Annotated in this window: 16 protein-coding genes; 4 read left to right on the forward strand and 12 right to left on the reverse strand. The window is 70.2% G+C overall.

The genetic code is table 11. The annotated features are described in order from the left end of the window. Nucleotides 1-16: 16 nt before the first annotated feature. The 5 genes from MTES_RS16940 to MTES_RS16960 all read right to left on the reverse strand — a co-directional run bounded on the left by MTES_RS16940 (nt 17) and on the right by MTES_RS16960 (nt 4665). Nucleotides 17-1039 carry a CNNM domain-containing protein gene (locus MTES_RS16940; RefSeq protein ID WP_013586505.1) on the reverse strand — a complete coding sequence of 341 codons (1023 nt, stop codon included), beginning with the start codon at nt 1037-1039 and terminating at the stop codon, nt 17-19. Further along, nucleotides 1036-2439 carry a hemolysin family protein gene (locus tag MTES_RS16945; protein WP_013586506.1) on the reverse strand — a complete coding sequence of 468 codons (1404 nt, stop codon included), beginning with the start codon at nt 2437-2439 and terminating at the stop codon, nt 1036-1038. The genes MTES_RS16940 and MTES_RS16945 overlap by 4 nt, the downstream gene beginning before the upstream one ends. A gap of 212 nt (nt 2440-2651) precedes the next feature. Further along, nucleotides 2652-3347, reverse strand: coding sequence for a hypothetical protein (locus MTES_RS16950; RefSeq protein WP_013586507.1), 696 nt, complete (start codon nt 3345-3347; stop codon nt 2652-2654). Then, nucleotides 3344-4267 (reverse strand): ABC transporter ATP-binding protein, encoded by a 924-nt coding sequence (locus MTES_RS16955; protein WP_013586508.1) that lies wholly within the window; start codon nt 4265-4267, stop codon nt 3344-3346. Before MTES_RS16955 ends, MTES_RS16950 begins: the two co-directional genes overlap by 4 nt. After that, nucleotides 4264-4665: a GntR family transcriptional regulator gene (locus tag MTES_RS16960; protein ID WP_013586509.1), complete on the reverse strand. Its 402-nt coding sequence runs from the start codon at nt 4663-4665 to the stop codon at nt 4264-4266. Before MTES_RS16960 ends, MTES_RS16955 begins: the two co-directional genes overlap by 4 nt. Before the next feature lie 183 nt (nt 4666-4848). Here MTES_RS16960 and MTES_RS16965 point away from each other — a divergent pair, with 183 nt between their 5' ends. Next, nucleotides 4849-5175, forward strand: a complete 327-nt coding sequence (locus tag MTES_RS16965) for a hypothetical protein (protein WP_013586510.1) — start codon at nt 4849-4851, stop codon at nt 5173-5175. A gap of 38 nt (nt 5176-5213) precedes the next feature. Here MTES_RS16965 and MTES_RS16970 read toward each other — a convergent pair whose 3' ends face one another. Together MTES_RS16970 and MTES_RS16975 are read right to left on the reverse strand one after the other, a co-directional pair. Next, nucleotides 5214-6638, reverse strand: a complete 1425-nt coding sequence (locus tag MTES_RS16970) for a sensor histidine kinase (protein ID WP_013586511.1) — start codon at nt 6636-6638, stop codon at nt 5214-5216. Further along, entirely contained in the window at nt 6638-7312 is a 675-nt protein-coding gene (locus MTES_RS16975) for a response regulator transcription factor (RefSeq protein WP_013586512.1), read from the reverse strand. Before MTES_RS16975 ends, MTES_RS16970 begins: the two co-directional genes overlap by 1 nt. Before the next feature lie 144 nt (nt 7313-7456). Here MTES_RS16975 and MTES_RS18620 point away from each other — a divergent pair, with 144 nt between their 5' ends. From MTES_RS18620 to MTES_RS16990, 3 genes are all read left to right on the forward strand, one after another. Further along, nucleotides 7457-8020, forward strand: coding sequence for a P pilus assembly protein, pilin FimA (locus MTES_RS18620; RefSeq protein WP_013586513.1), 564 nt, complete (start codon nt 7457-7459; stop codon nt 8018-8020). Between the two features lie 77 nt (nt 8021-8097). After that, nucleotides 8098-9021 (forward strand): hemagglutinin, encoded by a 924-nt coding sequence (locus MTES_RS16985; protein WP_148272904.1) that lies wholly within the window; start codon nt 8098-8100, stop codon nt 9019-9021. A 126-nt stretch (nt 9022-9147) separates the two neighbouring features. Beyond that, on the forward strand, nt 9148-9651 hold the full coding sequence (locus tag MTES_RS16990; protein WP_013586515.1) for a DUF3145 domain-containing protein: 504 nt from the start codon (nt 9148-9150) through the stop codon (nt 9649-9651). A gap of 149 nt (nt 9652-9800) precedes the next feature. Here the strand turns inward: MTES_RS16990 and MTES_RS16995 are convergent, their stop codons facing one another. The 5 genes from MTES_RS16995 to MTES_RS17015 form a co-directional block, all read right to left on the reverse strand. Further along, entirely contained in the window at nt 9801-11039 is a 1239-nt protein-coding gene (locus tag MTES_RS16995; protein WP_013586516.1) for a beta-ketoacyl-[acyl-carrier-protein] synthase family protein, read from the reverse strand. A gap of 69 nt (nt 11040-11108) precedes the next feature. Further along, the gene (locus MTES_RS17000) at nt 11109-11357 is read right to left on the reverse strand and encodes an acyl carrier protein (RefSeq protein ID WP_013586517.1); all 249 of its coding nucleotides are present in this window, start codon (nt 11355-11357) and stop codon (nt 11109-11111) included. A 74-nt stretch (nt 11358-11431) separates the two neighbouring features. Next, nucleotides 11432-12436, reverse strand: coding sequence for a beta-ketoacyl-ACP synthase III (locus tag MTES_RS17005; protein ID WP_013586518.1), 1005 nt, complete (start codon nt 12434-12436; stop codon nt 11432-11434). Next, nucleotides 12433-13356, reverse strand: a complete 924-nt coding sequence (locus tag MTES_RS17010) for an ACP S-malonyltransferase (protein WP_013586519.1) — start codon at nt 13354-13356, stop codon at nt 12433-12435. The genes MTES_RS17005 and MTES_RS17010 overlap by 4 nt, the downstream gene beginning before the upstream one ends. Before the next feature lie 82 nt (nt 13357-13438). Beyond that, the gene (locus MTES_RS17015; RefSeq protein ID WP_050901894.1) at nt 13439-14695 is read right to left on the reverse strand and encodes a helix-turn-helix domain-containing protein; all 1257 of its coding nucleotides are present in this window, start codon (nt 14693-14695) and stop codon (nt 13439-13441) included. Nucleotides 14696-14706 lie beyond the last annotated feature (11 nt).

Genomic DNA, 14706 nt, shown 5'->3' on the forward strand with positions numbered 1-14706 from the left:
GGGCCTTCGGCGTCGGCTACCGCGCGACCTCCGCAAGCTCGCCGGGTCCCGGCAGGATCTCGCGCAAGAGGTCGTCAAGGGTCACGACGCCCACCAGGCGCTCGCCGTCGACCACCGTCGCCAACTGCACCCGACCGCGGCGCATCCGCGCCAGCGCGTCGTAGGCCGAGGCATCCGGTTCCAGCACGAGGGGCTCCCGCGCGATGTCGAGCGCCGGCGTCGCGGGATCGACGGTCAGCGTGTCTCGCACGTGCGCGACGCATGACGACGCCCCCGAGCCGACGAGGATCCGCAGGTGCGTCGACGCGGCCGCGACGGCCTGGATGTCGGCGACCGTGGCATCCGTCGGCACACTCGTGGGGGAGCGGTCCGTGCGGACGATGTCGCCCACGGTCAGGGTGCCGAGCGCGATCGCCTGCGCGATCGGCTCGGAGTACTGTTTCTCGAGGGTGCCCGCCTGGCGCGAATGCGCGACGAGCTCGCGGATCGTGTCGGCGTCCTGTCCGCCCGCGGCGGCCTTGTCGACCGGCTCGACGCCCGACGCCTTCACCAGACGGTTGGCGATGTGGTTGATCCACAGCAGGAACGGACGCAGCGGCCACGTGAGGGCACGGGCCAGGATGCCGGTGGCCTTCGCCGCGGTCTCGGGATGCGCGATGGCCCATGACTTCGGCGCCATCTCGCCGATCACGAGATGAAGGAACGTGACGACGATCAGCGCGAGCATGAACGCGATGATGTCCGCGAGGACGTAGGGGAGACCCCACGCCTCGAACACCGGTGAGAGCGCGTAGTCGATTGCGGGCTTGGTGATCGCACCGAGCAGGAACGTACAGGCGGTGATGCCGAGCTGCGCGAAGGCGAGCATCACGGTGAGCTCGTTGACGCCGCGCAGCGCCGCGCGGGCGGAGGCGCTGGTCGCGGCCTCCTCCTCCAGGCGGTGGCGACGCGCGGCGAGGAGCGCGAACTCCACGATCACGAAGAACGCGCTCGCGATGATCAGCAGCGCGGTGATGAGGGCGACGGTCCAGCCATTCATCGGGCCACCTCCTCGTCGACGGGGCGTGCTTCGTCGGCGGGCTCGGCATCCCGATCCACCTCGTGCAGACGCACCGCGAGCTGCGAGGGCACGTGACGGTCGACCTCGACGACCTCGACGGTCAGCCAGCGCTCGATGTCGAGGCCCTGCACGGTCTCGGACGGCTTCACGGGAAGGTCGACGCGCACGACCGCGCCGATCGCGGGGAGGTCGCCGTGCGTCTCGATGACCAGACCCGCGGCCGTTTCGGCGTCGGTCTCGGCCAGGTCGTGGCCGATGATGCGCTCGAGCTCGTCGAGGTGCACGTCGCCCGGAACGGTCCACGCGTCGTCTCCCACGACAGCCACCTCCGAGGTCTCGACGTCGTGCTCGTCGGAGAGCTCGCCGATCACCTCTTCGGTGAGGTCCTCGATCGTCAGGATGCCGTCGAAGTTGCCGTACTCGTCCACCACGCACGCCAGTTCGTTGCGGGTCTTGCGCATCCGGTCGAGGGCGACCGGCAGCATCATCGAGGTCGGAAGGACCACCGCCGGGCGCATGACCGTCGACACCGCGGCATCGTCGGCGGGCTGCTCGCGCAGCAGGTCGATCAGCTCGACCACACCCACGGGGGAGTCCTCGTCCCCGATCACGGGATAACGCGTGTGACCGGATGCCATGAGGGCACGCACCTCGCCGACCGTCGTCTCGGGGGTCACCGAGTCGATCTGCGAGCGGGGGATCATGGCGTGTTCGACGTCGCGCTGGGGGAAGTCGAGGATGCGGTCGATGATGATCGACAGATCGTCCGGGAGGTCGCCGCTCTGCCGCGACTCCTCGATGATGGCCTCGAGGTCGCGCGCGGTGGCGCTCTCGTCGACGTCTTCGAGGGGCTCGATGCGCAGCAGCCGCAGCAGCGCGTTGGCCGCGACGTCGAAGACCGTGATGAGCCAGCCGAAGAGCAGGAGGTAGATGCGCGTCGGCACGGCGAGGGCGCGCGCCAACGGTTCCGGGCTCGCGATCGCGAGGTTCTTCGGATAGAGCTCGCCGAAGATCATGGTGACGATGGTCGCGAGCAGCAGCGCGCCGACCGTTCCGATGAGGACGGACACGGCGGGGTCGATGCCCACACCGCCGAGCAGCGTGCCGAGCGATTCGCCGATCAGCGGTTCGGCGACGTAACCGATCAGCAGACCGGTCACCGTGATGCCCAACTGGGCACCCGACAGCATGAACGACGTGCGCTTCGTGATGGCGAGAACGCGCTTCGCCTGCGCGTCACCCTTCTCGGCCAGCGCCGCCATGCGCGAACGGTCGACCGACATGTACGCGAACTCCTGCGCGACGAAGAAGCCGCAGGCGACGATGATCGCCAGAGTCACGACGACACCCACGAGGAGTGTCAGAGTCGCAGCCAGCATCAGATTTCACCCCCTCTCGAAACGAGGGGGCTCGAAGATCGGCCCTCCTGGTCGGGGGAGGTTCGGTGATGGCTCACGGGTTTTCTCTCTCGTGGGTCGGTTGATCGAAGATCGTCCTCAACTTTATCGACGGGCAGATCGTGGGGGCTGGGGATTGACCGCGTAAAAGCGGGGATCGGGCCGCGTTTCGGCCCGATCCCCGCTTCCGTAGATCAGGGAGTCGCGCGCCGAAGGGTGAGGAACGACGAGGACGCGAGCACCGCGATCAGCAGCAGCCCCCACAGCGCCATGCCGAACGCCCCGAGCGCCGCGCCGCCCTCGATGACCGTGGGCCACGAACGGGTGAGGGTCACGAGGCCGATGAGGGCGACCACGACGAGCGACACGGCGATCAGGGTCACCGTGAGGACGACCGTGCCGAAGCGTTTGAAGACGGTCGCGGCCCAGAATCCGATGACGAAGAAGAACATCGCGACGGCGAAGAAGGTGATTCCGGCGGCGACGGGACCGGCCTCCCACAGCCACGGCATGTAGAAGAAGTACCCGTTCATCCCGTACCCATCGGTGGCTTGCTCGACCATGCCGCCGACGACGAAGACCGTCGAGAGCACGACCGCGGTGATCCCCGCGGTCAACAGCGTGCCCGTGAAGAACTCGCGGCGCGTGATGCTCATCGCCTGCGAGAACGGGAACGTGCGCGTCAGGGCCTGCGCGCCGATGACACCGAAGTACCACAGGGGCGCCTGGGCACCACCGCTGATCTTGACTCCTTCGACACCCGCCGCCGCGATGATCCCGTAGACGAGGAGACTGAGCCCCAGCGCCCCGAAGAGGATGATCAACGGCAGCCACAGGAATGTCTGGCGGTTGATCAGTTGCAGGCGGACGACGTTCAGCGTGCGGTTCATCGCAGCGCTCCTTCCGGGACAGCGGCGCCGGTCGACGCAGCGGTGCGCGAGCCGGCGCTCTGGGTGCGCCGCACGATGAGTTGCTGCAGAGAGACGGGGGCGACCTCGAGGCGTGCCTCGACGAGCGCCCGACGATCGATCGGAGTGAGCTCGCCGACGACGGTGACGGATGCCACACCCCCGAGGCTCTCGCGATGGATGACCTCGCGCCCCGCACAGAAGGCGTCGACCGCGGTCGCCTCGCCGATGATCGTCGCCGCGCTGTGGCGCACGGCATCCGTGTCCTCGTCCATGACGATGCGTCCGCCGTCCAGCACGATGACCTTCTCGAGGAGGTTCGCCACCTCATCGATCAGGTGGCTCGAGAGGATGATCGTGCGCGGGTGTTCGGCGTAGTCCTCGAGCAGGCGGTCGTAGAAGATCTGGCGCGCCACGGCGTCGAGGCCCAGGTACGGCTCGTCGAAGAAGGTGATCTCCGACCGCGAGGCGAGTCCGATGATGACGCCCACCGCCGACAGCTGGCCGCGCGAGAGCTTCTTGATCGTCCGCTTCAGCGGCAACTGGAAGTCCTCCACGAGACGGTCGGCGAATGCCTGGTCCCAGTTCGGGAAGAAGAGGCGGGCCGCGCGGAACGCGTGGGCGGGCTGCGCGTCATCGGGGTACTTCTGACTCTCGCGCACGAAGCACATGCGGGACAGGACGCGCGGGTTCTCATAGGGGTCTTCGCCGAACACGCGCGCCTCGCCGCTCGAGGCGAAGTTCTGCGCGGTGAGGATCGACATGAGGGTGGTCTTCCCGGCGCCGTTGCGGCCGAGCAGACCGTAGATGGCATCCTTCTCGATCCGGAAGGACACGTCGTCGAGGGCGAGTCCGCCCCGGTAACGCTTCGTGAGGCCCGTTGCCTCGATCACGGCGGTCATCGTGTGGCTCCTTCGGTGCGGGGGGAGGGGGTGGACGAGACGAGGTTCGCCCGTTCACGGATGAGGTCGGCGAGGTCGTCGGGCCCGAGGCCGAGCGTGCGGGCTTCGGCGAGGAGAGGTTCGACGAAGCGATCGGCGAAGGCCGTCCGGCGCTCGCGGAGGAGGTTGTCGCGCGCGCCGGCGGCGACGAACATGCCGATTCCTCGGCGCTTGTAGAGGACACCCTTGTCGACGAGCATGGTGATTCCTTTCGCGGCGGTGGCGGGATTGATGCGATGGAAGGCGGCGAGTTCGTTCGTGGAGGGCGCGCGGGTCTCCTCGGCGAGCGAGCCGTCGACGATGGAGTCCTCCACGCTCTCGGCGATCTGGAGGAACAGCGCCCTGCCGTCGTCGATCATGCGATCTCCGTCCGTTGGTTCATTACTTGACTAAGTAACCATGCAACGGGACGAGGCGTCGTGTCAAGGTGGTTAATATCTCGCGAGGTGAGATAATGGGTGGACCCCGCATTGCTGCGCTTCCCGGCGCGGTCCCGCCCCTTGCATCACGAGGCGCTTCAGCGCGCCAGAAAAGGACCAGCCGTGGGACGCCTCATCTACCGCGATCGCGCATCGTTCGACATCGACGACCGCATCCTCGCCCATCTCCGCATCGTCATCATGAACAAGTTGCGCCGCAACGAGGGGTTCATGCTGCAGCTCCCCGTGAACGAGGGGGTGCGCCAGGCCAGCATCTGGGTGCACGCATCGAACGCGCTCGTCCTGCAGTTCTACGGCGGCCGCGAACCCGCGATCGACCGCGAACTCGTGGATCAGATGATGCACGACGCCAGCAGCGCCGACGGGCTCACGCTTCTCTCGACCGGACCGGTGATCGCAGCCGCACCCCCGGTGCGCGCCGCGCGCTGACCGTCCCTCGCTCGCGCGCGACCCGCGCCCGGGACCCGTCAGCGGGCGCGGGCACCGCGGGGGAGCGTGACCACGAAGAGCGCCCCGATGTCCGCCGCCTGGCAGCGAACGTCACCGCCGTGGGCACGGGCGATCCCGCGCGCAATCGGCAGGCCGAGCCCCACGCCCGCCGCGGATCGGGCCGGGTCCAACCTCACGAGTCGATCGAAGATGCGTTCGCGATCGGCATCCGGCACCCCGGGGCCGTCGTCCGCGACGGTCAGGCGGATCTCGGTCGCGCTTTCCTCGACCGAGATCCGCACGGCCCCACGACCCCCGGTCGCCCGCGCGGCGTTCTCGACGAGGTTCGACAGCACCTGTCCGATCCGGTCGGAGTCGACGGATGCCAGGATCGCGGCATCCGGAACCGTCGCCGTCAGAGCGAGGTGGGGGTGCAGCAGCGGCGCCCGCTCCGCCTCGGCGAGAACGAGGGAACGCAGATCGACATCGGTGACGGTCAGCTCGAGACCGCGGTCGACGCGCGCCATCATGAGCAGGTCGTCGACGAGGCGCGACGCGCGGGCCGCTTCGCGCGCGACCTGGGCGGCCAGCATCTCGCGATCGGGTCCGTCGAGATCCGCGCGGACCAGCGTGTCGGCGGCGGCCCGGATGCCGGCGACCGGCGTCCGCAGCTCGTGTGCGGCGTCCGAGAGGAAGGCGCGCAGACGGCGCTCGGCCCCGCGCGCGGCCTCTTCGGCCCCCACGACGTCGTCGAGCATGTCGTCCAGGGCGGTCGCGACCCGGCCGATCTCGGTGTCGGGCCGCGTGGGACGCAGCCGTCGACCCCGCTCGCCCGCGCCGATCGAGCGGGCCACCTCGGACACCTGGTCCAGGGGCCGGAGCGTCGCCCGCACGATGACGATCACTGCTCCCGCGGCGATCGCCAGAACGACGGCGGACGCGATCGCCATGATCCACCGGACCTGCACGAGCGTGTCCTCGACCCCGACCGCGGATGCCGTCAGCGTCAGCGTCGATCCATCGCTCAGGGTCGAACTCAACGTCACGAGGTCGGCATCGCCGCTGACGGTCGAGGCGACGACCGTCACATCCGATCCCGTCGACGTCGACTGCGGTGCCGTGCGCTCTCCGGGCCCGGGACCACCGGGACCCGGTGGGCCGTCCCGGAGCTGCTCCGGGCTGGGCCCCGCGACGATCGACCCGCCGCCCGCGCTGTCGATCCGCACGGCGAGTCCTTGGTCCGACAGCCGCTCTGCCAGATCGGCGTCGTCGACGGTGCCGACGAGCGACGCGGCGGCCGCCGCGCGGTCGCGCAGCCGATCCTCGATCTGGCCGCGGAGGCGCGCGCCGAGGGCGACGTCGACGACGACCGAGAGCACGATGAGCAGCACCGCGACCAGCGCCAGCACGGCCACGATCGTGCGGCGGCGGAGCGATCCCGACCGCAGCGCCGGTGGAGTCATCACGGGGCGACGCTCAGTCGGTAGCCGAGGCCGCGCACGGTGTGGATGAGCCGCGGCCCGCGGGCCTCCATCTTGCGCCGGAGAGCGCTCAGATGCACCTCGACGAGGTTGGGGTCGTAGTCGTCGTACCCCCACACCTGGGTGAGGATCTGTCCCTTCGACAGCGTGCGCCCGCGGCTCTCCGCGAGCAGCTGCAACAACCGGAACTCGGTCGCCGTCAGATCGAGGGGCCCGCCCGCGCGATGGGCGACGGCCGCGTCCGGATCGACGACGAGATCGCCGATCGCGATCGTCTGAGGGAGGCGTCCACGCCGACGCAGCACCGCGCCCGTACGCGCCACGAGCTCGGCCACCGTGAACGGCTTGGTCACGTAATCGTCCGCCCCCTCCGCGAACCCGCGCAGGCGATCGTCGACCTCATCGCGAGCGGTCAGCATGATCACCGCGGTGTCGCCCTCCGCTCGGATCACGGGGAGCAAACGGATGCCGGCCGGCCCGGGCATCATCCAGTCCAGCACCACGAGGTCGGGGCGGAAAGCCGACAGCCGAGCCGTCAGATCCGTGCCGTCCGGAGCGCCCTCGGCGGTGAAGCCTTCGGCGCGCAGCGCCGTCACGACGCTCAGTCGGATGGTCTCGTCGTCGTCGAGCACGAGGACGCGGGCAGGGGTGGACACCCGCCCACGGTAGGCGCGGCGCCTGTGCGCTTCTTATGCGGTGGCTATGGCATCCGGGACCGCACGGGAGCTTCAGGTTCGCTTCAGTCCCGCCTCGAAGGCTGGACATACCGCCGGAGAAGCCTCCGGCCAGGAAGGAACATCATGACCGACGACGACAACCCCACCCTGCCCCTGCCGCGGACGGAACCGCAGCCCGAACCGGCCCGCCGCCGGTGGACGCGTCCCGCGCTCATCGCCGGAGCCGTGGTCGTGGCTGTCGGCCTCGCGGGCGGCTCCGCCGCCATCGCTGCGCAGTCCGGAGGCCCGATCGCCCTCGCCGGCGCGTCGACGACCTCCGCCCCGAGCGCCGACGGTGGCAGCGGACCGGGCACCGTCCCGATGCCGGGCGCCACCCCGACCGACGCCCCGACACCCGGCGCGGAGGCGCCGACGCCCGGAACCGAGGCCACGCCTCCCGCTGCGCCGGGTGAAGCCGCGGGCCCGGGCGCGTGCGAGCCGGGTGGAAAGGGTCCCGGGGGACCGGGGGCGGCGGGGCCGGGTGCCGGCGGACCGGGAGGCGCCACGCCTCCCGCCGAGGGCACGGCACCGACACCGCCCGCCGCCGGACAGGCGCCGACCCCGCCCACGGACGGCACCGCGCCGACTCCGCCCGCCCCGCCCTCCGACGGACAGGCGCCGACCCCGCCGCCCACCCCGGGCAGCTGACCACCGACCCGCGCTGACCGGCGCGCCACACGCTCCGCGTGCAGGCCGCGGTCAGCGCGGTGAGGCACGATCGATGCATGACCACACGGCGACCTCCGGCCCGCCGTCCCCTCCCTCGGCGTCGCGTCCCGCGGCGCCGCCCGCGCCGTCGGGTCACCGCCGCGATGCTTCGACGACGCCGCATCACCGTCGGCGCACTGGTCGCGCTGGGGATCCTGACGATCGTCGGTCTCCTCGTCGCGGCCGTCGTCCCCCTCCTCGGCCTGGCGTCGGCCTGGAACACCGAGGTGCGCAAAGAGCGCATAGACCTCTCCTCGTTCGACCCGGGGCATCTCATCGACGACGCGGACTTCTACGACGGCAATGCGATGACGGCGGACGAGATCCAGCGCTTCCTCGACGACCAGGTGGGGCAGTGCCGCACCGACACCTGTCTCAACGTGCTGCGCACGACCCTGCCCGCCCGCGACCGGATCGTCTCGGATGCCACCGGCGAAACCGTGTGCGAGGCGTACGAGGGCGGCGAGCTCACCGCCGCCGAGATCATTGATCGCGTGCAGCGCGCCTGCGGGATCTCGGCGAAAGTGCTGCTGGTCACCCTCCAGAAGGAGCAGAGCCTCGTCTCCGGGCGCACCGCCCGCGACCCCGACGACGCCGCCCTCGGCGCCGCCATGGGAGCGCGCTGCCCGGACACCGCCCCGTGCGACGCCGGTCTCGCCGGGTTCGCCGCGCAGATCGCCCAGGGAGCCACCGACCTGAAGTCGTACAGCGCGTCCGACTTCATGCGTCAACCCGGCACTCACTGGATCGCCTACTCGCCGAACCCCGACTGCGGCGGCACCGACCTGACCATCGCGAACGAGGCCACCGCGGCCCTCTACAACTACACGCCCTACCAGCCCAATCCCGCTGCGCTGGAAGCAGCGTGGGGCACGGGCGACTCCTGCTCGTCCTACGGAAACCGCAACTTCGCGCTGTATTGGGCGCTCTGGTTCGGCTGAGCACTCTCGGACGAATCACAGTGTTGTGATTTCGTTATCAACGGGCGATAATGACCGAGACAACAGAACATCGCCGTGACTCCATCACAGGTCGTAGGGGAAGACGTACCTGACGAAGGAGAGACCATGGCGACCACGTCTTCGCGCGGAGTGATCCTGATCCACTCCGCGCCCCGCGCGTTGTGCCCCCACCTGGAGTGGGCGGTGGGACGCGCTCTCGGCCGTGCCGTGAACTTCGACTGGACAGACCAGCCGGTCCTCACGGGGAGTCGGCGTGCCGAGTTCTACTGGGAGGGCCCCGTCGGTTCCGGCGCGGCCCTGGCCAGCGCGATCCGCGGCTGGGAGCACCTCCGCTTCGAGGTGAGCGAAGATCCCACCCCGCGCAGCGATGGAGGCCGCTGGATGCACACGCCGGGTCTCGGCATCCACTATGCGCAGACCGACGCCGCCGGGAACGTCGTCATCGGCGAAGACCGCGTCCGTTACGCCATGGAGGTCGCGGCGGGGGATGCCTTCGAGCTGCGCCGCGAGCTGGATGTCGCTCTCGGCTCGGCCTGGGATGAAGAACTCGAACCGTTCCGTCACGCCGGCGACGACCAGCAGATCGTCTGGCTCCACAAGGTCGGCTGACCCCCACGCGTCGGGGGAGCGGAGGCGTCACTACCGGACGTCGGTGATCATTCCCGGCACCGGGACCGCGTATCCCTCTCCCGATCGGAAAGCGAACGCCCCCGGCATCCCCGAAGCAGTCGGGGGATGCCGGGGGCGTTCGATCGTGATCAGACCGAGGCGATCGCGACGACGGCGTTGTGGCCGCCGAAGCCGAACGAGTTGCTGATGGCGAGCTGGTCGCCCGCCCCGAGCTCCACCGGCGAACCGGAGAGAGCGAACGGGACCTCGGGGTCCTGCTCGGTGAGGTTGATCGTCGGGGGCGCAACGCGGTCCTGAAGCGCGAGGACGGTGAAGATCGCCTCGAGCGCGCCCGTGCCACCGAGCAGGTGGCCGGTGGATGCCTTGGTCGCCGAGACGGGGATCTCGTCGACGCGATCCCCGAACACGGCGCGTAGCGCCTTGTACTCGTTCGGATCGCCGACCGGAGTCGACGTCGCGTGGGCGTTGATGTGGGTGACGTCGTCGACCGACGCACCGGCCATCTCGAGCGCCATGTGGACGGCGCGCGCGGCGCCGAGGCCCTCGGGATCGTTGGCCGTGATGTGGTACGAGTCCGCCGTGACGCCGCCTCCGACGATCGACGCGTAGATCTTCGCACCGCGCGCCTTCGCGTGCTCCTCCGTCTCGAGGATCAGCACGCCGGCGCCCTCGCCCATGACGAAGCCGTCACGGTCGATGCTCGCCGGGCGCGAGGCGGTCTCGGGGGAGTCGTTGCGCTTCGAGAGCGCCTGCATCGACGCGAACGACGCGATGGTGATCGGGTGGATCGCCGACTCGGTGCCACCGGCGATCACGACGTCGGCCAGGCCGTCACGGATGTGCTGCACCGCGTTGACGATCGACTCGGTGCTCGACGCACAGGCCGAGGCCACGGTGCGGGCGAACGCTCGCGCGTTGAAGTGGAGGGAGAGGTTGCCGGCCGCCGCGTTCGGCATGAGCATCGGCACCGTCATCGGCATGACCCGACGCGGGCCCTTCTCGCGAAGGACATCCCACGCGTCGAGGAGCGTCCAGACGCCGCCGATCCCGGTCGCGAAGTCGACCCCGAGCCGGTCGGGGTCGATGTCGGGCGCGCCCGCGTCCTCCCACGCTTCCTTCGCCGCGACCATCGCGAGCTGCGACGAGGGGTCGAGGCGCTTGGCGACCGGACGCTCGAGGACGGTCTCGGGCCGCACGAGCGCCTCGGCGGCAAAGGTGACGGGAAGCTGGTACTTCTCGACCCATTCATGCTCGAGGGTGCGCGCGCCGGAGGTGCCGGCCAGCAGGGCGGACCAGCTCTCAGGGGCCGTCCCGCCGATGGGCGAGGTGGCGCCGATGCCGGTGACGACGATGCGGGGTGTGCTCATGGGGTGCGAAATCCTTGCTGCGGACCGATGGGACCTGACCGGTGGGGGCCGAGGCCCCCACCGGGAGAATCAGGCCTGGTTCGAGGTGATGAAGGTGACGGCGTCGCCGACGGTCTTGAGGTTCTTGACCTCGTCGTCGGGGATGGTGACGCCGAACTTCTCCTCGGCGTTGACGACGATCGTCATCATCGAGATGGAGTCGATGTCGAGGTCGTCGGTGAACGACTTCTCGAGGGCGACCTCGTCGGCCGAGATGCCGGTCTCATCGGTGATGAGCTCGGCCAGACCTGCGAGGACCTCGTCGTTGGTGAATGCCATGATTTCTCCTGTTCGTGGGTCGGCCCCGCGGTTACCCGTGGGCCTGGATCAGTCTAGGGTTCGACGCCGCTGCGTCAGGGGAGGACGACGACCTGCGCGCCGAAGACCAGACCGGCACCGAAGCCGATCTGCAACGCGAGTCCGCCGCTGAGCTCGGGGTGCTCCTCGAGCAGTCGGTGGGTGGCGAGGGGGATGGATGCCGCCGAGGTGTTGCCCGTGGTCTCGATGTCGCGACCGATGACCACCGTCTCCGGCAGCCCGAGCTGCTTGGCGAACTCGTCGATGATGCGCATGTTCGCCTGGTGGGGGACGAACGCGGCGAGATCGCTCGGCTCGATGCCCGCGGCCTCGATCGCCTGGCGTGCGACCTTCACCATCTCCCACACGGCCCAGCGGAACACCGTGGGGCCCTCCTGGCGGAGAGTCGGCCACGGGGCGGCCCCGTCGCGGAACTCCGTCAGGGTGGCGTTCATGCCCACGGCATCCGCCTTCGATCCATCGGACCCCCAGATGGTGGGGCCGATACCCGGCGTGTCACTGGGGCCGATGACCACCGCTCCGGCACCGTCGCCGAGAAGGAAGGAGATACTGCGGTCGGTCGGGTCGACGACGTCGCTGAGCTTCTCGGCCCCGACGACGACCACGTGCTTCGCGAGACCACCGCGGATGAGGGCGTCGGCCTGACCCACGCCGTACGCGAAGCCGGCGCACGCCGCGTTCACGTCGTACGCCGCGGCGGGGTTCGCGCCGATCCGGTCGGCGACGATCGCGGAGGCCGACGGTGTCTGCTTGGGGTTGCTGATGGTCGCCACGATCACGGCGTCGATGTCGGCGGGGTTCACGCCCGACTTCTCGACGGCCTCTCGCGCGGCCTCCGAGGCGAGGTCGATGGCATCCGTCTCTTTGTTCGCGCGGACGCGCGTGACGATGCCGGTGCGCTGACGGATCCATTCGTCGCTCGAGTCGATCGGCCCCACGAGGTCGTCGTTCGGGACGAAGTTCTCGCCGCGCGCGGCACCGTACGCGTAGATGCGCGTGTGTGCCGGGCCCTGCAGCTGACGGAGAGTGGGGGTGCTCATGCCTGGATGTCTTCTTTCAGAAGCGAGACGGCCGCATCGAGGTCGTCGGGGGTCTTGACCGCCACGGTGGGTGTGCCGCGCAGGGCGCGCTTCGCGAGTCCCGTCAGCGCTCCCGCGGGCGAGAGTTCGATGATGCCGGTCACGCCCCGCTCGGCGAAGGAAGCCATGCAGCGGTCCCAGCGCACGGGCGACGCGACCTGGGCGACGACGAGGTCGAGGGCGCGGCGGCCGTCGGCGACGACGGAACCGTCGGAGTTGGTCCAGAGCGTCACGCCGGGGTCGGAGACCTCGACGTCGGCCGCCGCCGCGCGCAGGACCTCGACGGCGGGTTCCATGAAGCGCGTGTGGAAGGCGCCGGCGACCTGCAGCGGGATCACTCGTGCCCCGCGCGGCGCTTCAGCCGCGAGCTCTGCGAGGGCCGGAAGCTCGCCCGCCGCCACGATCTGGCCGCCCCCGTTGTAGTTGGCCGGGGTGAGTCCGAGCGCCTCGAGCCGTTCGAGCACGGCCGTCTCGTCGCCCCCGACGACGGCGCTCATACCGGTCTCGGTGACGGCCGCGGCCTCGGCCATCGCGCGGCCTCGTAGACCGACCAGACGCAGTGCGTCGCCGTCGGACAGGACTCCGGATGCCGCAAGCGCGGCGATCTCGCCCACGGAGTGCCCCGCAACCCCGGCGACGGCGCTGCCGGAGCGCTCCGTCAGCGCAGCCCACGACAGCAGGCTCGCGGCGACGATGAGGGGCTGGGCGACGCTCGTGTCGCGGATGCGGTCGGCATCCCACTCGGTGCCGGCGGCGACGAGGTCGACACCGGCCTGCTCGGAGTACGCGGCGAGGCGCTCGCGCGCCCCGTCGAGCTCGAGCCACGGCGTGAGGAACCCAGGGGTTTGCGACCCCTGCCCGGGGAAGACGGCGATGATCACGGTCCCATCCTGCCAAGGATCGGGCGCGGGCTTATGGAGGTATCGACACAGATATGCGGCGTGTCTTTGTGCGAGCCGTGCATCAACGAGGCAGAGAGGAGCGCCGACCGGCGGCTCCACGCCGTCGCGTGGCATCCGTTCCGATCGATCCGAGGATCAGCGCGGTCTGGAGGATGAGCGCTTCGCGGGGGCCGGTGGCATCCCACCCGATGACCTCGGACACGCGCTTCAGGCGATAGCGCACCGTGTTCGGGTGCACGTACAGCTCGCGGGCGGTGGCCTCGAGCGAGCGACCGTTGTCGAGGTAGCTCCAGAGCGTGGCGACGAGATCGGTGCTGTGCGCCTGGAGCGGACGGTAAACGCGGTCCACCAGCGTCTGCTTGGCCACCGCATCGCCCGCGAGGGCGCGCTCGGGGAGGAGGTCGTCCGCCTCGACCGGACGCGGGGCGTGGCGCCACGCGCGGGCGACGGCGAAGCCCGCCAGCGCCGCGCGTGCACTCTGCCCGGCGTCGACGAGAGCGGCGACCGGGGGGCCGAGCACGAGGTGTCCCGAGCCGAAGCCGGGTTCGAGACGCTTGGCGATCTCGGTGAAGGGGAGCTCGGTCGTGTCGTCACCCCCGCGAGCGGGGAGCTCGGCGCGACCGAGGACGAGGACGAGACGCGACCCCTGGACACCGATGAGGACGTCGACGCCGAGCTTGCGCGCGGTGCGGCGCACCTGGTCGACATCGAACTGCGGGGGAGTCGTGCCCACCAGAACGGCGACCTCGCCGTGGCCGTGCCATCCGAGGGCGGCGATGCGACTGGGCAGCTCTTCGTCGGCCTCGCCCGTGAGGATCGAGTCGACGACGAGCGCTTCGAGACGCGCGTCCCAGAGCCCGCGCGCTTCCGCCGCTCGCGCGTAGACGTCTGCGGCCGCGAAGGCCACCTCGCGCGAGTAGAGGAGCATCGCTTCGCGCACGCTCTTGCTTCGGCCCGCGACGCGCTCCTCCATCACCTCGACGGTGACGCGGACGAGCTGCAGCGTCTGCGTCAGGCTCACGCTGCGCAGGAGCTCGCGGGGGGCCGCCGCGAAGATGTCGGACGCGATCGCGGGTGTCTGCGCGGGGTCCTCGACCCACTGCGTGAACGACGTGATGCCGGCTTGGGCGACGAGGCCGACGGCCGATCGCCGGGCCGGCGGCATCCCGGCGTACCAGGGGAGGGTCTCCTCGAGACGCTGGATGGTGGCTGTCGCGAGGTCGCCCGAGATGCGGCGCAGCCAGACGAGGGTCTCTTCCTTGTCGCGAGCCGCCCGGTCCTTGCCCGCCGTCGCCGACGTGTGCGAGTCCCGCGAAATGCGGTCGGGAC

This window comes from Microbacterium testaceum StLB037 (genome assembly GCF_000202635.1).
GTDB classification, from domain to species: Bacteria; Actinomycetota; Actinomycetes; order Actinomycetales; family Microbacteriaceae; genus Microbacterium; species Microbacterium testaceum_F.